Origin of the sequence: Kitasatospora phosalacinea, from assembly GCF_000716545.1 — a bacterium.
In the GTDB taxonomy this organism is placed as follows: Bacteria; Actinomycetota; Actinomycetes; order Streptomycetales; family Streptomycetaceae; genus Kitasatospora; species Kitasatospora phosalacinea.
In genome coordinates, this window is sequence record NZ_JNWZ01000048.1 from 18,055 (window position 1) to 35,599 (window position 17,545).

At 74.3% G+C, this 17,545-nt stretch carries 19 protein-coding genes; 11 read left to right on the forward strand and 8 right to left on the reverse strand.

The window, feature by feature from the left end; all coding sequences use genetic code 11:
* Positions 1–12: 12 nt before the first annotated feature.
* Positions 13–387, reverse strand: a complete 375-nt coding sequence (locus tag OO48_RS23125; RefSeq protein WP_033219374.1) for a DUF1844 domain-containing protein — start codon at positions 385–387, stop codon at positions 13–15.
* A gap of 456 nt (positions 388–843) precedes the next feature.
* Here OO48_RS23125 and infC point away from each other — a divergent pair, with 456 nt between their 5' ends.
* The 7 genes from infC (at position 844) to pheT (ending at position 8,238) form a co-directional block, all read left to right on the forward strand.
* Positions 844–1,554 (forward strand): translation initiation factor IF-3, encoded by a 711-nt coding sequence (gene infC / locus OO48_RS23130; protein ID WP_051732557.1) that lies wholly within the window; start codon positions 844–846, stop codon positions 1,552–1,554.
* Between the two features lie 133 nt (positions 1,555–1,687).
* On the forward strand, positions 1,688–1,882 hold the full coding sequence (rpmI, locus tag OO48_RS23135) for a 50S ribosomal protein L35 (RefSeq protein WP_030268653.1): 195 nt from the start codon (positions 1,688–1,690) through the stop codon (positions 1,880–1,882).
* A gap of 104 nt (positions 1,883–1,986) precedes the next feature.
* A complete protein-coding gene (rplT, locus tag OO48_RS23140; protein WP_033219377.1) occupies positions 1,987–2,373 on the forward strand; it encodes a 50S ribosomal protein L20 in 387 nt (128 codons plus the stop codon).
* 103 nt (positions 2,374–2,476) lie between these two features.
* Positions 2,477–3,346, forward strand: coding sequence for a TrmH family RNA methyltransferase (locus OO48_RS23145; protein WP_033219378.1), 870 nt, complete (start codon positions 2,477–2,479; stop codon positions 3,344–3,346).
* A gap of 44 nt (positions 3,347–3,390) precedes the next feature.
* Complete coding sequence (locus tag OO48_RS23150) at positions 3,391–4,479, forward strand: sensor histidine kinase (protein WP_033219379.1); 1,089 nt, start codon at positions 3,391–3,393, stop codon at positions 4,477–4,479.
* Between the two features lie 127 nt (positions 4,480–4,606).
* Entirely contained in the window at positions 4,607–5,728 is a 1,122-nt protein-coding gene (gene pheS / locus OO48_RS23155; protein ID WP_033219381.1) for a phenylalanine--tRNA ligase subunit alpha, read from the forward strand.
* A complete protein-coding gene (pheT, locus tag OO48_RS23160) occupies positions 5,728–8,238 on the forward strand; it encodes a phenylalanine--tRNA ligase subunit beta (protein ID WP_033219382.1) in 2,511 nt (836 codons plus the stop codon). Before pheS ends, pheT begins: the two co-directional genes overlap by 1 nt.
* A 73-nt stretch (positions 8,239–8,311) precedes the next feature.
* Here pheT and OO48_RS23165 read toward each other — a convergent pair whose 3' ends face one another.
* Positions 8,312–8,683, reverse strand: a complete 372-nt coding sequence (locus OO48_RS23165) for a hypothetical protein (RefSeq protein ID WP_157845516.1) — start codon at positions 8,681–8,683, stop codon at positions 8,312–8,314.
* Between the two features lie 172 nt (positions 8,684–8,855).
* Between OO48_RS23165 and OO48_RS23170 the strand changes: the two genes are divergently transcribed.
* Positions 8,856–10,061 (forward strand): MFS transporter, encoded by a 1,206-nt coding sequence (locus tag OO48_RS23170; RefSeq protein WP_051732559.1) that lies wholly within the window; start codon positions 8,856–8,858, stop codon positions 10,059–10,061.
* Here OO48_RS23170 and OO48_RS23175 read toward each other — a convergent pair.
* Positions 10,042–10,533 (reverse strand): GNAT family N-acetyltransferase, encoded by a 492-nt coding sequence (locus OO48_RS23175; RefSeq protein ID WP_033219384.1) that lies wholly within the window; start codon positions 10,531–10,533, stop codon positions 10,042–10,044. The two genes, OO48_RS23170 and OO48_RS23175, sit on opposite strands and share 20 nt — an antisense overlap.
* A gap of 213 nt (positions 10,534–10,746) precedes the next feature.
* Between OO48_RS23175 and OO48_RS23180 the strand changes: the two genes are divergently transcribed.
* Entirely contained in the window at positions 10,747–11,616 is an 870-nt protein-coding gene (locus OO48_RS23180) for a chitosanase (RefSeq protein ID WP_033219386.1), read from the forward strand.
* Between the two features lie 197 nt (positions 11,617–11,813).
* Positions 11,814–12,215 carry a hypothetical protein gene (locus OO48_RS38485; RefSeq protein ID WP_033219389.1) on the forward strand — a complete coding sequence of 134 codons (402 nt, stop codon included), beginning with the start codon at positions 11,814–11,816 and terminating at the stop codon, positions 12,213–12,215.
* Here the strand turns inward: OO48_RS38485 and OO48_RS23190 are convergent.
* Together OO48_RS23190 and OO48_RS23195 are read right to left on the reverse strand one after the other, a co-directional pair.
* Positions 12,200–12,511, reverse strand: a complete 312-nt coding sequence (locus OO48_RS23190) for a hypothetical protein (protein ID WP_157845517.1) — start codon at positions 12,509–12,511, stop codon at positions 12,200–12,202. The two genes, OO48_RS38485 and OO48_RS23190, sit on opposite strands and share 16 nt — an antisense overlap.
* A 121-nt stretch (positions 12,512–12,632) precedes the next feature.
* On the reverse strand, positions 12,633–13,499 hold the full coding sequence (locus OO48_RS23195) for a 3-hydroxybutyryl-CoA dehydrogenase (protein ID WP_081952316.1): 867 nt from the start codon (positions 13,497–13,499) through the stop codon (positions 12,633–12,635).
* Between the two features lie 243 nt (positions 13,500–13,742).
* Here OO48_RS23195 and OO48_RS23200 point away from each other — a divergent pair, with 243 nt between their 5' ends.
* On the forward strand, positions 13,743–14,561 hold the full coding sequence (locus tag OO48_RS23200) for an SDR family NAD(P)-dependent oxidoreductase (RefSeq protein ID WP_033219395.1): 819 nt from the start codon (positions 13,743–13,745) through the stop codon (positions 14,559–14,561).
* 54 nt (positions 14,562–14,615) lie between these two features.
* On the opposite strand, the gene OO48_RS23205 is transcribed toward OO48_RS23200, so the two are convergent.
* The 3 genes from OO48_RS23205 to OO48_RS23215 form a co-directional block, all read right to left on the reverse strand.
* Positions 14,616–15,611, reverse strand: coding sequence for a ketopantoate reductase family protein (locus tag OO48_RS23205; protein ID WP_033219397.1), 996 nt, complete (start codon positions 15,609–15,611; stop codon positions 14,616–14,618).
* Between the two features lie 31 nt (positions 15,612–15,642).
* The gene (locus OO48_RS23210; protein WP_033219399.1) at positions 15,643–16,494 is read right to left on the reverse strand and encodes a polysaccharide deacetylase family protein; all 852 of its coding nucleotides are present in this window, start codon (positions 16,492–16,494) and stop codon (positions 15,643–15,645) included.
* A 147-nt stretch (positions 16,495–16,641) separates the two neighbouring features.
* Positions 16,642–17,517 (reverse strand): DMT family transporter, encoded by an 876-nt coding sequence (locus OO48_RS23215; RefSeq protein ID WP_033219400.1) that lies wholly within the window; start codon positions 17,515–17,517, stop codon positions 16,642–16,644.
* Positions 17,518–17,545: the final 28 nt, after the last annotated feature.

Below are 17,545 nucleotides of genomic sequence, written 5' to 3' on the forward strand. Positions count from 1 at the left end.
AGGGCGCCGGGGTCAGGAGTAGACGGGGCCGGTGAACTTCTCGCCGGGGCCGGTGCCGGGGGCGTCGGGGACGACGGAGGCCTCGCGGAAGGCGAGCTGGAGGGAGCGCAGGCCGTCGCGGAGGGGGGCGGCGTGGAAGTTGGAGATCTCGGGGGCCCCGGCGGTGACCAGGCCGGCCAGGGCGGTGATGAGCTTGCGGGCCTCGTCGAGGTCCTTGTCGGCCTCGCCGCCCTCGGCGAGGCCGCACTTGACGGCGGCGGCGCTCATCAGGTGGACGGCGACGGTGGTGATCACCTCGACGGCGGGGACCTCGGCGATGTCGCGGGTCAGGTCGTCGAAGCCGAGGGCCTGCTCGGACTCGTGCGCGTGGTCGGGCTGGCTGGTCAAGGTGTCACTCCGAGGGGCTGGTGCGAAAGCGCAGTACGAAGGGAGCGTACAAGGCGGGCGCGGGCGGGTCGGAATACCGGTCGGTGCCGGAACGCTGGTATGATTCGAGACTGACCGGCCAGGCGGCTGCCCAAGGCTGCCCGGCCAGCAAGTGGAGGCTCCACTCCAGGAGGCCCGAGAGGGCAACCGCGAAAGTCTCCCACCCGAGCGGCCGAAGGGCCGACGGGTCCGGTCCGCGACGAGCGCCCGCAGGGGATTGTGCGTCGACAGTGGTGCCCGCCAGGGCACTCCGGAACGTGTGGAGCCCCGCCTGTACCGTGCGGGGCTTTTTTCGTGCGCTCGGTGCCCTTCGCCGGGGCAGCGGAGCATGAATGAAGCCCCGCCCAGTGGTCGAAACCACTACGTGCGACCGCCGCCCGACGGCCGCATCGGAAAAGGTGCAACCGAGGAGGCCCCATCAGCACCGAGCCCCGCATCAACGACCGGATCCGCGTCCCCGAGGTGCGACTCGTCGGTCCCAGTGGCGAGCAGGTCGGCATCGTCCCGCTCGCGAAGGCGCTGGAGCTTGCCCAGGAGTACGACCTGGACCTGGTCGAGGTCGCCGCCACGGCGCGCCCGCCGGTGTGCAAGCTCATGGACTACGGCAAGTTCAAGTACGAGTCGGCCATGAAGGCCCGTGAGGCGCGCAAGAACCAGGCGCACACGGTCATCAAGGAGATGAAGCTCCGGCCGAAGATCGACCCGCACGACTACGACACCAAGAAGGGTCACGTCGTTCGGTTCCTCAAGCAGGGTGACAAGGTCAAGATCACGATCATGTTCCGCGGTCGTGAGCAGTCCCGCCCCGAGCTGGGCTTCCGACTGCTGCAGCGGCTCGCGGACGACGTCCAGGACCTGGGCTTCGTGGAGTCCGCTCCGAAGCAGGACGGCCGAAACATGATCATGGTTCTCGGCCCGCACAAGAAGAAGACCGAGGCCATGGCCGAGGCCCGCGCCGCCGCTGACGCCCGCAAGGCGGAGCGGCAGGGTCGCGGACCGGCCACGGACGAGGAGGACGTCGAGGGCGAGGTGGGCGAGGTCGAGGAGACCGAGACCGCCGACGCCGAGGACGACACCACCGAGACCGCCGAGGTCGAGCAGCCCGCCGAGGCCGCCCAGGACGCCTGAGCCCCAGGGCTCGGGTGACCGGGGGCCGAGGTACCCGGTTCCGGGGCGTCCCGCCCTGGAGACGAGATCCATCCAGTCCCGGCCCGCGCCGCACGGCGCGGGCCGGGACGGACCGACGAGGAGAAACGGCGACATGCCGAAGCAGAAGACGCACAGCGGCGCCAGCAAGCGCTTCAAGATCACTGGCTCCGGGAAGGTGCTGCGCGAGCGTGCCGGCCGTCGCCACCTGCTCGAGCACAAGCCCTCGACGCTGACCCGCAAGCTGGCCGGCAACGCCGAGATGGCCCCGGGCGACGCGAAGAAGATCAAGAAGCTTCTCGGCAAGTGATCGCCCGCCCGCGGCCGCGCCGCGGGCACCCGCTGATCCTTTCCGACCGAATCGAATAACGGACCGCCGGCACGACCCGAGGTCCGGAACCAAGGAGTAATGAAGTGGCACGCGTCAAGCGGGCAGTGAACGCCCACAAGAAGCGCCGGGTCATCCTCGAGCGGGCCTCCGGCTACCGCGGTCAGCGTTCGCGCCTGTACCGCAAGGCCAAGGAGCAGGTCACCCACTCGCTCGTCTACAACTTCAACGACCGCAAGAAGCGCAAGGGCGACTTCCGCCAGCTCTGGATCCAGCGCATCAACGCCGCTGCCCGTGCCAACGGCATCACCTACAACCGCTTCGTCCAGGGCCTCAAGGCCGCGGGCGTGGAGATCGACCGCAAGATGCTGGCCGACCTCGCGGTGAACGACTCCGTGGCGTTCAACGCCCTGGTCGAGGTCGCCCGGAAGGCGCTCCCGGCGGACGTCAACGCCCCCAAGGTCGCCGCCTGATCCAGGCCGTCGCCCTGAAAGCGTTCCCCGGACCCGCAGGCCGCCCGGCCTGCGGGTCCGTGGCGTACCGCGCCCCTGCCCTTCCGTGACGAAGATCGTGAGCATGAGCACCGAGACCCCCCTGCTGACCTCCCTGCGCTCCCCGCGCGTCGTCGCCGCCCGCCGGCTCGCCAAGCGCAACCAGCGCGGCAAGGAGCGGCGCTTCCTGGCCGAGGGCCCGCAGGCCGTGCGGGAGGCGGTGGCGTTCGGACGGCTGCCGGGCGGGGAGCACGCGGTGGTCGAGGTGTACGCGACGCCGGAGGCCGCCGGGCGGCACGCCGAGATCGTGGCCGCCGCGCGGGCGGCCGGGGTGCCGGTGCTGAGCGCCACCGAGGAGGTCGTCGCGGACATCTGCGACACCGTCACCCCGCAGGGCATCGTGGCGCTGTGCCGGTTCATCGACACCCCGTTCGAGCAGGTGCTGGCCGCCCGGCCGAAGCTGGTCGCGGTGCTCGCGCACGTGCGCGACCCCGGCAACGCGGGCACCGTGCTGCGCACCGCGGACGCGGCCGGGGCGGACGCGGTGGTGCTGACCGACGCCTCGGTGGACCCGTACAACCCGAAGGCGGTGCGGGCGTCCGTCGGGAGCCTGTTCCACCTGCCGGTGGCGACCGGGGTGCCGGTGGAGGAGGCGGTGGCGCGGCTGCGGGCGGCCGGGGTGCGGGTGCTGGCCGCGGACGGGGCCGGGCAGCGCGACCTCGACCAGGAGCTGGACGAGGGCACCCTGCAGGGCCCGTGCGCCTGGGTGTTCGGCAACGAGGCCTGGGGCCTGCCGGAGGAGACCCGCGCACTGGCGGACGAGGTGGTGCGGGTGCCCATCCACGGGCACGCGGAGAGCCTGAACCTCGCGACCGCCGCCGCCGTGTGCCTGTACGCCTCCGCGCGCGCCCAGCGCTCCCGCGGCGGGTGTCGCGCCGAGGCCCGGGCGCGCTAGGGTCGGTTCCTGGGCCTGCGAGGGGGCGGGCGGGGAGGACACCCATGGGCGGCGTCAACTGGGCACCGGTCGGACCTGACGACCTGCCGGACGGGCTGGTGGTCGCGGACGCGCAGGGCCGGGTGGTGGTCTTCAACCGGGCCGCGGAACGGATCACCGGCCGCTCCGCGCGCCACGCGATCGGCGTCGGACTGGACCGGGCGCTGCCGCTGGAGGACCTGGACGGCCGCCGCTGGTGGCGGGTCACCGACCCGTACGGCGGGCTCGCGACGCGCACCGGGCAGCCCGAGCGGAACCTGCTGCTGGACGGCCGCGAGGTGCTGGTGTGCGCCAAGTACGTGCGCGAGGCGCCCGGCGGGCCGGTGCGGCAGGTGGTCGTGACGCTGCGCGGCACCGAGGCGCGGCGGCGCACCGAGCGCTCGCACGCCGAGCTGATCGCCACCGTCGCGCACGAGCTGCGCTCCCCGCTGACCAGCGTCAAGGGCTTCACGGCGACGCTGCTGGCCAAGTGGGAGCGGTTCAACGACGGCCAGAAGCGGGTGATGCTGGAGACCGTCGACGCGGACGCCGACCGGGTGGTGCGGCTGATCGCCGAGCTGCTGGACATCTCCCGGATCGACGCCGGCCGGCTGGAGATCCGCCGGCAGCGGATCGACCTGGCGGCCGCCGTGCACCGGCACGTGGCCGGGAAGGTCGCCGCCGGGATCCCCGCCGAGCGCTTCGACATCCGGGTGGCCGGGCCGCCCGCCGAGCAGTGGGGCGACCCGGACAAGATCGACCAGGTGCTGGGGAACCTGCTGGAGAACGCGGTGCGGCACGGCGAGGGCACCGTGACCATCGAGGTCGGCCCGGGCAGGGAACTGGTGGAGGTGCCGGGCACCCCGCCGCGGGTGGTCCAGGGCACCGCGGTCACCGTCAGCGACCAGGGCGCGGGCATCCCCGAGGAGGCGATGCCACGGGTGTTCACCCGGTTCTGGCGGGGCTCCAAGCGCGGCGGCACCGGCCTTGGCCTGTACATCGTCAAGGGCATCGTGGAGGCGCACGGCGGGGTGATCCGGATCAGCCGGGCCGACGACGGCGGCGCCAGGTTCCGGTTCGTGCTGCCCGCGGGCGTCCCCGACTTCATGCTCTGACCCGGTGCGCGGCGCGGTCCGCCGCCGTGGGGGGTCGCGGCCTGCGACTACACTCGACCCTTGGCGTTCTTGGACGCCCGGCGACGCAGCAGACCTGATCACGAGCAGGAGCACGGGAAAGATAGAGATGTCGGCACCCAACAAGTCGTACGACCCGGTCGAGGTCGAGGCCCTCAAGCCCGAGGTGGTGGAACAGGCCCGGGACGAGGCGATCGCAGCCTTCGCCGCCGCCGCCGACCTCGACGAGCTCAAGCAGGCGAAGGTCGCGCACACCGGCGACCGCTCCCCGCTCTCGCTCGCCAACCGCGAGATCGGCGCCCTGCCCCCGCAGGCCAAGGCCGCCGCGGGCAAGCTGATCGGCCAGGCCCGCGGAGCCGTCAACCAGGCCCTGGCCAAGCGCCAGGTGGAGCTGGAGGCGGAGCGCGACGCGCGGGTGCTGGTCGAGGAGGCGGTGGACGTCACCCTGCCGTACGGCCGGGTGCCGCGCGGCGCCCGGCACCCGCTGACCACGCTCGCCGAGCGCATCGAGGACACCTTCGTCGCGATGGGCTACCAGGTGGCGTCCGGCCCCGAGGTCGAGGCGGAGTGGCTGAACTTCGACGCGCTCAACCTGCACGCCGACCACCCGGCCCGCTCGATGCAGGACACCTTCTTCGTCGAGGCCCCCGACGGCACCGCCGACTCCGGCATGGTGCTGCGCACCCAGACCTCCCCGGTGCAGATCCGCGCGATGCTGGCCGGCGAGCCGCCGCTGTACGCGGTCAGCCCCGGCCGGGTCTACCGCACCGACGAGCTGGACGCCACCCACACCCCGGTGTTCCGCCAGGTCGAGGCGATCGCGGTGGACGAGGGCATCACCTTCGGCCACCTCAAGGGCACCATCGAGGTGCTGGTCGAGAAGCTGATCGGCGGCGGCCTCGAACTGCGCTGGCGCCCCTCGTACTTCCCGTTCACCGAGCCCAGCGCCGAGATCGACCTCCAGTGCTTCGTGTGCCGCGGCGCCTCGGTGGGCAACCCCGACCGCCCGTGCCGGACCTGCTCCTCCGAGGGCTGGATCGAGCTGGGCGGCTGCGGCGTGGTCAACCCGCGGGTGCTGGTCGCCGCGGGCATCGACCCCGGCCGCTACAGCGGATTCGCCTTCGGCCTGGGCCTGGAGCGGATCCTGATGAACCGTCACAACGTCGCCGACATGCGCGACATGGTCGAGGGTGACGTCCGCTTCACCCTCCCGTTCGGGATGGAGATCTGATGCGCGTCCCGCTTTCCTGGCTGCGCGAGTACGTCGACCTGCCGGCCGGCGAGACCGGCCGGGACGTCGCGGCCCGGCTGGTCCGCGCGGGTCTCGAGGTGGAGACCGTCGAGCAGGTCGGTGCCGACATCAAGGGCCCGCTGGTGGTCGGCGAGGTGCTCTCGATCGAGGAGCTGACCGGCTTCAAGAAGCCGATCCGGCACTGCTTCGTCAACGTCGGCACCGCCAACGGCACCGGCGAGCCGCAGGAGATCGTCTGCGGCGCCACCAACTTCCAGGTCGGCGACAAGGTCGTGGTGATCCTGCCCGGCGGCGTGCTGCCCGGCCCGTTCCCGATCTCCGCCCGGCAGACCTACGGCCACACCTCGGCCGGCATGATCTGCTCCGCCCGCGAGCTGGGCATGGGCGACGACCACAACGGCATCATCGTGCTGCCGCCCGAGTACGAGGCCGGCACCGACGCCCTCGAACTGCTGCAGCTGGTCGACGAGGTGCTCGACATCGCGGTCACCCCCGACCGCGGCTACTGCCTCTCGATGCGCGGCGTGGCCCGCGAGGCCGCCGCCGCGTACGGCCTGCCGCTGGCCGACCCGGCGCTGCTGGACGTGCCGCCGGCCAACTCCTACGGCTACCCGGTGAAGGTCGCCGACCCGGTGGGCTGCGACCGCTTCGTGGCGCGCACCGTCACCGGCGTCGACCCGGGCGCGAAGTCGCCGATCTGGCTGCAGCGCCGCCTGCAGAAGGCCGGGATCCGCCCGATCTCGCTGGCCGTCGACATCACCAACTACGTGATGCTGGAGGTCGGCCAGCCGCTGCACGCCTACGACCGCAACCGGGTGGACGGGCCGATCCAGGTCCGCCGGGCGGTGGGGGGCGAGGAGCTCACCACGCTGGACGGCGTGCGGCGCGAGCTGTCCGCCGAGGACCTGCTGATCTGCGACGACTCGGGCCCGATCGGCCTGGCCGGCGTCATGGGCGGTGCCACCACCGAGATCCTCGACCCGGTCTTCGACGCCAGGACCGGCCTGGCCTCCGGCACCACCGACATCATCATCGAGGCCGCGCACTTCGAGCCGGTCGCCATCGCCCGCGCCGCCAAGCGCCACAAGCTGCCCTCCGAGGCGTCCAAGCGCTTCGAGCGCGGCGTCGACCCGGAGGCGGCCCGGGCCGCCGCGCAGCGCGCCGTCGACCTGCTGGTGCTGATCGCCGGCGGCACCGCCGAGGCCGGCGTCACCGACATCGCCGCCCCGCACCCGGTGCGCACCATCCCGATCGACGCCGACCTGCCCGACCGCGTCGCCGGTGCCGAGTACGGCCGCGAGACCGTCACCCGCCGCCTGCAGGAGGTCGGCTGCACCGTCGTCGGGACGGACGTCCTGGAGGTCACCCCGCCGTCCTGGCGGCCCGACCTGACCGACCCGTACGACCTCGCGGAGGAGGTCATCCGGCTGGAGGGCTACGACAACGTCCCCGCCCGGATGCCGGTCACCCCGCCCGGGCGCGGCCTGAGCGAGGCGCAGCGCTTCCACCGGCGGGTCGGCGTGGCGCTGGCCGGCGCGGGCTACGTGGAGATCAACGCGTACCCGTTCGTCGGCGAGGCCGCGTTCGACGCCCTCGGGCTGGACGCGGACGACGCGCGCCGGCGCACCGTGAAGCTGGTCAACCCGCTGAACGACGCCGAGCCGGCGCTGCGCACCACCCTGCTGCCGGGCCTGCTGGGCGCGCTGCGGCGCAACGTGGGGCGCGGCAACACCGACCTGGCGCTGTTCGAGACCGGCACGGTGTTCCTGCCCAAGGCCGAGCCGAAGGTCGCGCCGCGGCTGCCGGTGGACCGCCGCCCGACCGAGGAGCAGCTCGCCGAGCTGAACGCCGCCCTCCCCGACCAGCCGCGCCGGGTCGCCGTCGCGCTGACCGGCGAGCGGCTGCCGTCCGGCTGGTGGGGCAAGGGCGCGCCGTCCGGCTGGGCGGACGCGGTCGAGGCGGCCCGGGTGGTCGCCGCCGCCGCGGGCGTGGAGCTGACGGTCCGCCAGGCGCAGCACGCGCCGTGGCACCCGGGGCGCTGCGCCGAGCTGCTGGTCGGCGAGGAGGTCGTCGGCCACGCCGGCGAGCTGCACCCGCGCGTCGTCAAGGCGCTGCACCTGCCGGAGCGCACCAGCGCGATGGAGCTCGACCTGGACCTGCTGTTCGAGGACGGCCGCCGGGTCTCCGGCCCGCCGGTCTCCGCCTACCCGGTGGCGACCCAGGACGTGGCGCTGATCGTGGACGCGGGCGTGCACGCCGCGGACGTGGAGGCGGCGCTGCGCGAGGGCGCGGGCGAACTGCTGGAGTCGCTGCGGCTGTTCGACGTGTTCACCGGCGAGCAGGCGGGCGCGGGCAAGAAGTCGCTGGCGTACACGCTGCGCTTCCGGGCCACCGACCGGACGCTGACGGCCGACGAGGCGTCGGCGGCCCGCGCGTCGGCGGTCGCGGTGGCCGGCGAGCGGACCGGCGCGGTGCTGCGCGGGGCCTGACGGCCCGTCGTACGGCAGGAGCCCCGTCGCGCCCCCGGGTGGGGGAGCGGCGGGGCTCCGCCGTGTCCGGGGGCTACCCGCAGGTGGTGGACTTCAGGACCTCGATGATCCGGCTGACGTCGCCGGGGCCGGGCTTGATCTGGTCGTCGGTGAACTCGGCGCCGGCGGTGCGGGCGACCTCGTCCGCGTCCTCGCCGGCCTTGAGGGCCTCGCAGACCGTGTCGGCGGCGGCGATCGCCTTCTCCTGGTCGGCGGCCAGGCCGGGGTCGATGTCGGCGAGTTCGGCCCAGTCGCCTTCGGAGGGGGAGGCGGAGGCGGAGGCGGCCGCTGCGGCGTCGACGCTCTTCGAGCCGCCGCCCGGGAAGTCGCAGGAGCTGAGGGCGAGGGCGAGGCCGGCGGCCAGGCCGCCGGCGGCGGTTCGCGTGATGACGGATCGCGTGCGCATGGCGGTCACTGTGCCAGAACGGGCGGGTGCGGGCGGGCGCGGGCAGGTGCGGGCGGGCGAGGGGGCGAAAACCCGTGCGGGGGAGGGGTTTTGCGCGGCCCGGCCCGAGGGTGCTACGTTCTCGGTGTCAGCCTTCGAACGCGCCCCCGCGGCAGCGTCGGAGGCTTTTTTCATGACTGAACACGGATATCGGGCGCTGCTGCGGCAGCGGGAGTTCGCGGGGCTGTACGCCGGTTTCACGCTGCTGGCGGGGGCCGGGACGCTGTCCGGCTTCGCGCTGGGCGCGCTGGTGCGGGAGCGCACCGGGTCGCCGTTCCTCACGGCGGTGAGCATGTACGGGTCGTCGTTCACGGCCCTGCTGGGCGCGCTGACGCTGATGTCGGTCGCGGACGGGGAGCGGCCGCGCCGGACGCTGGTGTCGCTGCACCTGCTGGCGCTGGCCGCGGCGGCGGCGCAGGCGGTGCCGGCCCTGCCGCTGGCGGCGCGGTTCGGGCTGCTGCTGCTGGTCGGGTTCTTCCAGTCGCTGGGCACGGGGACGCGGATGGGCCTGCTCGCGGAGATCGTGCCGCCGGAGGGCTACGCGCTCGCCCGGTCGCTGATGAACGTCACCGCGGGCGGGGCGTCGGTGCTGGGCTTCGCGCTGGGCGGGGCGCTGCTGGCGGTGCTGACGCCGTACCAACTGATGGGCGTGGCGGCGGCATTGACGGCGCTGGCGACGGCGGTGGTGGCGGCGACGGTGCGGGAGCGGTCGGTGCGGCCGCCGCGCCGGCCGGGGCTGCGGGAGACCTGGCGGGGCAACGTCGAGCTGCTGGGCCGCCCCGGGCGGCGGGCGCTGCTGCTGAACCTGTGGGTGCCCAACGGGCTGGTGGTGGGCTGCGAGGCGCTGTTCCTGCCGTACGCGCCGGGGGCCGCCGGGATGCTGCTGGCGGCGAGTTCGGCCGGGATGCTGGCGGGCGACCTGCTGGTGGGCCGGCTGCTGGACGCGGCGGGGCGGGCCCGGCTGGCGTACAGGCTGCGGCTGCTGCTGGCGGCCCCGTTCCTGCTGCTGGCGGCGCGGCCGCCGGGGTGGGCGGCGGTGCTGGCGGTGGGGGCGGCGGGCGTCGGGTTCGCGGCGACGCTGCCGTTGCAGGAGCGGCTGCTGGCGCTGACGCCGGACGCCGTCCGGGGCCAGGTGCAGGGGGTGGAGTCGGCGGGGCGGATCGCCTGGCAGGGCCTCGGCGCGGCGCTGGCGGGCGGACTGGCGCAGCTGGTGGAGGTGCGCTGGGCGATCGGCGCGCTGGCCGGGGCGTCGCTGCTGGTGACGGTCCTGTCGCGGCCGGCGGTGGTGCGGGAGGGCCGGGCGGCCGGGCCGCGGCCGGCTACAGCGGTCGGTGCATGACGTGCAGGCCGACGTAGCCCAGGCGGGGGTGGTGGAAACCCTCGGGGACGGTGCCGAGGATCTCGAAGCCGAGTGAGCGGTAGAGGCCGACGGCCCGGGTGTTGGTGGCGACCACGGCGTTGAACTGCATGGCGCGGAAGCCCCGTTCGCGGGCCCAGCGGAGGGCTTCGGCGCACAGGGCCCGGCCGGTGCCGCGGCCGGCGTGCTCCGGGTCGACCATGAAGCTGGCGCTGGCGACGTGGGCGCCGTTGCCCGCCTGGTTGTTGTTCATCTTGGCGGTGCCGAGGACGGTGCCGGTGGCCTCGTCGACGGCGACCACGGTGCGGTTGGGGGCGGGCAGCATCCACCAGCCCCGGGCGGTGTCGGACGTCAGGTCCGCCGGGTAGGTGAACGTCTCGCCGGCGGCGACGATGCGGTGGAAGAACGGCCAGACGGCGGCCCAGTCCTCGGCGGTGGCTTCACGGATCTCCATCGTGCCCAGGATGGCGGCCGGCGGGCCCGGTGGCCAGCGGTTTTCCGGGCGCGGGGCGGCGGACGGGGTGACGGGCGGGGGCGGCGGGTGCCGGGCCGATTCGGTCGTACGTCTTGCGCGGGCGTGATGCGGACGCTTCAATCTTGGTTAGGAAACTTTCCTAACCCTCGCTTGCGGGCACCCCTTGCCCGCAGCCGGCAGACGGAGCGTCAGATGCACCTCAGCAAGCACCGCACCGCCCGCACCAACCGCACCGCCCGGGCCGCCCTCGCGGTCCTGGTCGGCGCCCTCCCGCTGACCCTGGCCGCGGCCGGGACCGGCCACGCCGCCGCCCCCGAGGCGGGCGCCGTGCGCACCGCGGCGGTGGCGGCCGTCGGGCTGGACGACCCGGCCAAGAAGGAGATCGCCATGGAGCTGGTCTCCTCGGCGGAGAACTCCTCGCTCGACTGGAAGGCCCAGTACAAGTACATCGAGGACATCGGTGACGGCCGCGGCTACACCGCGGGCGTCATCGGCTTCTGTTCCGGCACCGGTGACATGCTCGAACTCGTCCAGCACTACACCGACCTCAAGCCCGGCAACGTCCTGGCCAAGTACCTGCCCGCGCTGGAGAGGGTCGACGGCACCGACTCGCACTCCGGCCTCGGCAGCGCCTTCGTCAACGACTGGAAGACCGCCGCCAAGGACACCGTCTTCCAGCGGGCCCAGAACGACGAGCGCGACCGGGTGTACTTCAACCCCTCGGTCAAGCAGGCCAAGGCGGACGGGCTGCGCGCGCTCGGCCAGTTCGTCTACTACGACGCCATCGTGATGCACGGCCCCGGCAGCAGCTCCGACAGCTTCGGCGGGATCCGCGCCACCGCCATGAAGAAGGCCAAGACCCCCGCCCAGGGCGGCGACGAGGCCACCTACCTGAAGGCCTTCCTGGACGCCCGGAAGGTGATCATGAAGCAGGAGGAGGCGCACGCCGACACCAGCCGGGTCGACACCGAGCAGCTGGTCTTCCTCAACGCCAAGAACTTCGACCTCAACCCGCCGCTCAAGTGGAAGGTCTACGGCGACCCGTACCAGATCAACGGCTGACCCCGCCCCCTCCCCCTCCGGCCCGAACGGCCCGGCGCCCGCACGCGCCGGGCCGTTCGCCGCGCCGGCGTTGATTCGCTGACGTACCGTCAACACACTTGCTCCGCACGGTTATTACGGATCGGACACATTCGGGGCGGGCGGCCCCGGCGGCTCGTAGCGTCGGCCTCGACCCGTGTCCGGCCCGAGGGGGAACCATGCGCATCCGAGCGAGTGCCACCGCCTGCCCGACCGCCGTGCTGGTGCTCGTGCTGGCGGGCTGCGCACCGGGCGGCGGCGGTGGTTCGGCGGCGCAGGGCGCGGACGACACCGGGCGGGCCGCCGCCGGCGACGTCGAGGTGACCGCCTGCCGGGTGGACGACGAACTGCGGTGGCCCGCCGCGACCGTCCGGATCACCAACCGCACCGCCACCACCAGCAACTACGTGGTGCAGATCGCCTTCGAGGACGGCACCGGCCGGCAGGTCACCGTCGGCGTCGCCGCCGCCGGGCCCGTCCCGCCCGGACAGGACGCCGTCGAGCAGGCCCAGGGCACCGCCGACCCGCACGGCCCGGTCAGCTGCCGGATCGCCGACGTCGCCCGCTACGCCAGCCCCTGACGCCCTGCCTGGCGCGCGTTCTCGGCGTGCGGGGTCGCCAGGGCGAGCATCCGGTGCATCACGGCGGGCGGGACGGCCGGGTCGCGCACGGCGTACTCGGCCGTCCTCGGCTCCAGCAGCAGCGCCACCAGGTCCGGTACCGGCAGCACGGGGTTGCTCCAGGCGCGGTACCGCACCCCCGGGTCGGGGCCGGCGACCAGCGCGGACACCGTCGCGGGGGAGAGCCGGCGGTCCACCGAGAGGGCCGGGAGCAGCGCGTCCCAGCCGGGGGCGGGGGAGGGAAGTGTCTCTGTCACCCGCCGAGGCTACGGCTCGCCGGTCCGGACCGGACGGTCGGCCGCCCCCGTCACGAAGCCGGGGCGGCCGAGCGTCCGGCCGGGCGGGGGAGGTCGCAACTCCCCCGGAGGTACGGGTGGTTCAGGAGGCGGTGTAGTCGTAGAAGCCGCGGCCGGACTTGCGGCCCAGCAGGCCCGCGTCGACCATCCGGGACAGCAGCGGGGGCGCCGCGTACAGGGGCTCCTTGTACTCGTCGTACATCGACTCGGCGATCGAGACGATGGTGTCCAGGCCGATCAGGTCGCACAGGCGCAGCGGGCCCATCGGGTGGGCGCAGCCGGCCTCCATGCCCTTGTCGATGTCGGCGGCGGTGGCCACGCCGGTCTCGAACATCCGGACGGCGGAGAGCAGGTAGGGGACCAGCAGGGCGTTGACCACGAAGCCGGCCCGGTCGCGGGCGCGGATCGGCTCCTTGCCGAGCACCTCGACGGCGAACTGCTCGGCCCGGGTGGTGGTCTCGGCGGAGGTGGTCAGGGTCGGGATGACCTCGACCAGCTTCTGCACCGGCGCCGGGTTGAAGAAGTGCAGGCCGATCACCTGCTCGGGGCGGCCGGTCGCGGCGGCGAGCTTCACGATCGGGATGGAGGAGGTGTTGGAGGCCAGGACGGCGTCCCGCCGGGTCACCGTCCGGTCGAGGGTCTGGAAGATCTTGACCTTGACGTCCTCGCGCTCGGCGACCGCCTCGACCACCAGGTCCCGGTCGTGGAAGTCGGTGAGCTCGGTGGTGAAGGACAGCCGGGACAGCGCCGCGTCCCGGTCCGGCTCGGACAGCTTGCCGCGCCGCACCGCGGTCTCCAGCGAGTTGGTCAGCCTGGTCCGCCCGAGCTCCAGGGCCTCGCCGTTGGCCTCCGAGACCAGCACGTCCAGGCCGGAACGGGCGAAGACCTCGGCGATGCCCGATCCCATGAGGCCGCAGCCGACTACTCCGACGCGTGCGATGTCGCTCACTCAAATGCCCTTCGGACTGAGCCGGGGGTCACCCGGCCGGGAGTTTCGCGGGCGCCGTGGCCCGCCCGGACGACGGTACTACCTGCCTTAACGCCCGTTCACATCGGTGCGTCCCGTCGGCGGCGCCGCGCCGGGCGCTGAGCCGAACGGGTGGGCAACCGTGGTGCGCCGCGCGCGCTCCCCCCGTGCGCCTCCGGGCGGGGACCACAATGCGGAGGTCCAGCCGGAGGAGGGAGCAGGCAGATGGGGACGGGGTCACTCACCGGACAGGTCGGACTGGTCACGGGGGCCGGACGCGGCATCGGCCGCGAGATCGCCATCGGGCTCGCCGCCGAGGGCATGGCCGTCGGTCTGGTCGGCCGCACCCAGGACACGTTGACCGCCACCCTCAAGGAGTGCGTCCGGCACGGCGCCCGCGGCGTCGCCGTCACCGCCGACGTCACCCGCCCCGGCGCCGTCCGGGAGGCCGTCCGCTCGATCGAGCGCGACCTCGGCCCCGTCGACCTGCTGGTCAACAACGCCGGGCAGGTCGACCACGCCGAGGTGCCGATCTGGGAGACCGACCCCGCCCAGTGGTGGCAGGTCGTCGAGACCAACCTGCGCGGCCCCTACAACTTGCTGCGCAACGTCCTGCCCGGCATGGTGCGGCGCCGCAGCGGTCGCGTCATCAACCTCAACAGCGGCTTCGCGCTGCGCCCCGACGGCCACTACACCGCGTACGCCACCTCCAAGGGCGCGCTGCTCCAACTCTCCGACAACATCGCCGACTCGGTCGGCAGGCACGGTGTCGTGGTGCTCGACATCAGCCCCGGCGCGGTCGCCACCGAGATGACCGCCGGCATGGCGGTGTTCCGGGACATGAAGGCCTGGGGCTCCATCCCGTACATGGTCGCCGTCACCGTCGACGCCGCCCGCGGCCGCTTCGACGGCCTGCACGGGCGCTTCCTGCACGCCGGGCGCGACAACCTGGAGACGCTGGTGGCCTCCGCCCCGGCCATCCGCTCCACCGACGCCCGCACGCTGCGGCTGCGCCCGTACGGGCCGGACGACCCGGTGGCGTGAGGCCCTCCCGGCGGCGGGTCGGGTCGGACGGGGGCCAGGTCCGCGTCCGGCGGGTCAGAGGTCGAGCAGGGCGGCCAGGTCGGCGTCCGGGAGGGAGCCCGCCGGGCGGCCCGCGCGGGCGAAGTCGGCGGCCAGGCGCTGCAGGGCCTCGTTGAGCGGGGTCGGGACGCCGTGCAGGCGGCCCAGCAGGACGACCTCGCCGTTCAGGTAGTCCGCCTCGATGTCGCCGGTGCCGCGCGCCAGCGACTGCCAGGACGAACCGCCGCCGCGCACCGCGCCCGCCAGCGGCACCAGCGTCACCCGGTCGCCGCGCCGGGCCCGCTGCTCCTCCTCGGACGGGTGGGCGATCCCGGCGGCCGCCAATGCCGCCCGCCCCTCCGCCCCGAGCCGCCGCCACACCCGCGTCCGCAGCTCGCCGTCGATCGGACCGGCCACCGCCTCCAGCGCGTTGCCCAGGTTGCTCAGCAGCTTCGCGTACTTCCAGGCCATCACGTCCGGGGCGGCGTACCCGTCGAAGTGCGAGTCGGCCAGGTCGGCGACGATCCGGGCGGCCGTCCCGTCCGTGCCGTGCGGGTAGCGGCCCAGGTGCAGCACGCCCGAGCGGGGCGAGCCGGCCGCCGAGACCGCGCCCGGCTCCAGGTGGGAGGAGGGCAGCCACACGCACATGCCGTACACCCGGGCGAAGCGGCGCAGCGCCAGCCGCTCGTTCTCCACGCCGTTCTGCGCGCACACCAGCGGCAGCCGCTCGCCCGCCGTCCCGCCGCCCGCGACCGGGCGGGGCGCCCACCGGTCGAGCAGGGCCGCCGAGTGCTGGGTCTTCACCGCCAGCACCAGCACGTCGTCCGGCGTCAGCTCGACCTCCTCCGGGCCGCCCACCGCCGGGACCGCCAGCCGGTGGGTGCCGTCCGGGACGGTCAGGCGCAGGCCGCCGGCGCGCAGCGCCGCCAGGTGCGGGCCGCGGGCGACCAGCAGGACGTCGCGGCCGCTCTGGTGCAGACGGCCGCCGATGGTGCCGCCGACCGCGCCGGCGCCCAGGAAGAGGTAGCGCATGGGGAGGAGCATGCCACGGCGGCGGAGCGGTTCAGGCGCAGAGCTCGGAAGCCGTCACCGCGTGCAGGCCCTTCTCCGCGAGGCCGTCCAGGATGTCCGGCAGCGCCGTCACCGTGCCCGGGTGGCCCATGTGCAGGGCGACCACCGAGCCGGCCGCCGCCGACTTCAGCACCCGGCGGGTCACCGTCTCCGCGCCAGGGTCCGCGTAGTCGCGCGGATCGACGTCGAAGGACAGCACGTGCGCGTAACCGACCTGCTGCGCCTGCTCCTTGACCATCGCGTTGGCGTACTGCGCGGCGGACGGCCGGAACCAGCGGCCGATCGAACCGGTCAACTCCCGCAACCGCTGCGCGCACTGCGCTATCTCCTCGCGCGCCTGCTCCGGGCGCATCGAGCAGATGTCCAGGTGGTTCTGGGTGTGGTTGCCCAACTCGTGGCCGCCGGACAGGATCCGCTGCGCGATCTGCGGCTGCTCGTCCAGCCAGCTGCCCACCGCCAGCACGGTCAGCCGGGCGCCGCGCTGTTCGGCGGCCTCCAGCAGCGCGGTGGCGATGGCCGGATCGCCCTGGCCGTGGAAGGTCAGCGCCAGCTGCGGCCTGCTGCGCGGCCCGGTCACCACCTCCTGCGGGGTGTCCGGGGCCAGCGGGGGCAGCGCGAACGGGGTGGCGGTGGGGGACGGGGACGGGGACGGCGGCGGGGAGGCGCTCGGGCTCGGTCCCGGGGACTCGGTCAGGTGGGCGGGCTGCGGACGGGCCGCCACCGAGGCGCCGTTCGAACCCTGGCCCCCGGAGGGGTCGCCGCAAGCGGCGGCGAGGCCGCCGGCGGCGCTCAGCACGGCCAGGCGGGAGGCGGAACGCAGAACACTGCGGCGGTCGACTGTCATCGCGGCCCAGCCTAAGCGGACGTCTCGGCGAGGGGGCAACGGCTGCCGCCCGGACGAGTGGCCGCCCGGCGAAAAGGTGACGGTGCGTGAGGGGGCGGCGGGTGAGGGGCGCAGGGGGCGTGGGGCGGCGCGAGGGGTGCCGGGGTGTCAGGCGGTGGAGCCGAAGAGCAGGGCGGCGGTGACCAGGACGGCACCGAGCAGCTGCGGTCCGGTCGGGGCGGTGCCGGTCAGGAGTGCGCCGGAGAACGTCGCGGTGAGCGGGATCAGGCCGCCGAACAGGCCCGCCCGGTCGGCCGGGAGCACCGTCAGCGCCGAGTACCAGAGCAGGAACGCGCCGCAGGTCAGCACCAGGCCCAGGTAGAGCAGCGCCAGCAGCTCGCCGCCGGTGGGCGTCCGCAGCGCGGACGGGGAGAACGCGGCCGCCACCGCGAACAGCGGCACCGCCACCACCGTGGTGTACGCGGACACCCGGACCGGGCCGAGCCTCGGCAGCAGCGGGACGGCCAGCAGCGAGAAGGCCGCCTCGCACAGCAGGGTGCCGGTCGCCAGCAGCAGGCCGAGCGCGTCGCCGTGGCCGAAACCCTGGGTGAGCGCCGCGCCGCACACCACCACGGCGGCCGCCGCGAGCAGCCGGGCGGCCGGGCGGCGGCGGGCCAGCAGCGGGCCCGCGACGCCCAGCAGCAGCGGGGTGCAGCCGACCACGCTGCCGACCACCGCCGGGTCGGTGTGCCGCAGCGCGGCGACCAGCAGCAGGTTGAAACCGAACAGGCCGGTGCCGGACAGGGCCAGCAGCAGGACGAGTTCGCGCGCCGTCAGCCGGTGCGCGAGCCGCGGCCCGCGGCGGGCCAGCGGCAGCAGCACCGCCGCGGCCAGGGTGTAGCGCAGCGCCTGGCCGCCGGCCACCGGGTAGGAGGAGAAGGCGGCGCTCACGCCGGTGGAGGCGCCGAGCAGGGCCATCGCGGCGGCCGCGCGGGCGGAACCCGGCGGCAGGGTGGAGGCGGTGGTGGAGGTGGTGGTTGCCATGGGAGCCACGCTAGGAGAGGGGTGGTCC

What these genes read in the sequence shown, in the direction of transcription:
- pheT (WP_033219382.1), top strand. Translation starts at nt 5,728, where the DNA reads ATGCGCGTCCCGCTTTCCTGGCTGCGCGAGTACGTCGACCTGCCGGCC.
- rpmI (WP_030268653.1), top strand. Translation starts at nt 1,688, where the DNA reads ATGCCGAAGCAGAAGACGCACAGCGGCGCCAGCAAGCGCTTCAAGATC.
- OO48_RS23210 (WP_033219399.1), bottom strand. Translation starts at nt 16,494, where the DNA reads ATGACAGTCGACCGCCGCAGTGTTCTGCGTTCCGCCTCCCGCCTGGCC.
- OO48_RS23180 (WP_033219386.1), top strand. Translation starts at nt 10,747, where the DNA reads ATGCACCTCAGCAAGCACCGCACCGCCCGCACCAACCGCACCGCCCGG.
- OO48_RS23165 (WP_157845516.1), bottom strand. Translation starts at nt 8,683, where the DNA reads ATGCGCACGCGATCCGTCATCACGCGAACCGCCGCCGGCGGCCTGGCC.
- OO48_RS38485 (WP_033219389.1), top strand. Translation starts at nt 11,814, where the DNA reads ATGCGCATCCGAGCGAGTGCCACCGCCTGCCCGACCGCCGTGCTGGTG.
- OO48_RS23215 (WP_033219400.1), bottom strand. Translation starts at nt 17,517, where the DNA reads ATGGCAACCACCACCTCCACCACCGCCTCCACCCTGCCGCCGGGTTCC.
- OO48_RS23175 (WP_033219384.1), bottom strand. Translation starts at nt 10,533, where the DNA reads ATGGAGATCCGTGAAGCCACCGCCGAGGACTGGGCCGCCGTCTGGCCG.
- OO48_RS23200 (WP_033219395.1), top strand. Translation starts at nt 13,743, where the DNA reads ATGGGGACGGGGTCACTCACCGGACAGGTCGGACTGGTCACGGGGGCC.
- OO48_RS23145 (WP_033219378.1), top strand. Translation starts at nt 2,477, where the DNA reads ATGAGCACCGAGACCCCCCTGCTGACCTCCCTGCGCTCCCCGCGCGTC.
- pheS (WP_033219381.1), top strand. Translation starts at nt 4,607, where the DNA reads ATGTCGGCACCCAACAAGTCGTACGACCCGGTCGAGGTCGAGGCCCTC.
- OO48_RS23170 (WP_051732559.1), top strand. Translation starts at nt 8,856, where the DNA reads ATGACTGAACACGGATATCGGGCGCTGCTGCGGCAGCGGGAGTTCGCG.
- OO48_RS23150 (WP_033219379.1), top strand. Translation starts at nt 3,391, where the DNA reads ATGGGCGGCGTCAACTGGGCACCGGTCGGACCTGACGACCTGCCGGAC.
- OO48_RS23205 (WP_033219397.1), bottom strand. Translation starts at nt 15,611, where the DNA reads ATGCGCTACCTCTTCCTGGGCGCCGGCGCGGTCGGCGGCACCATCGGC.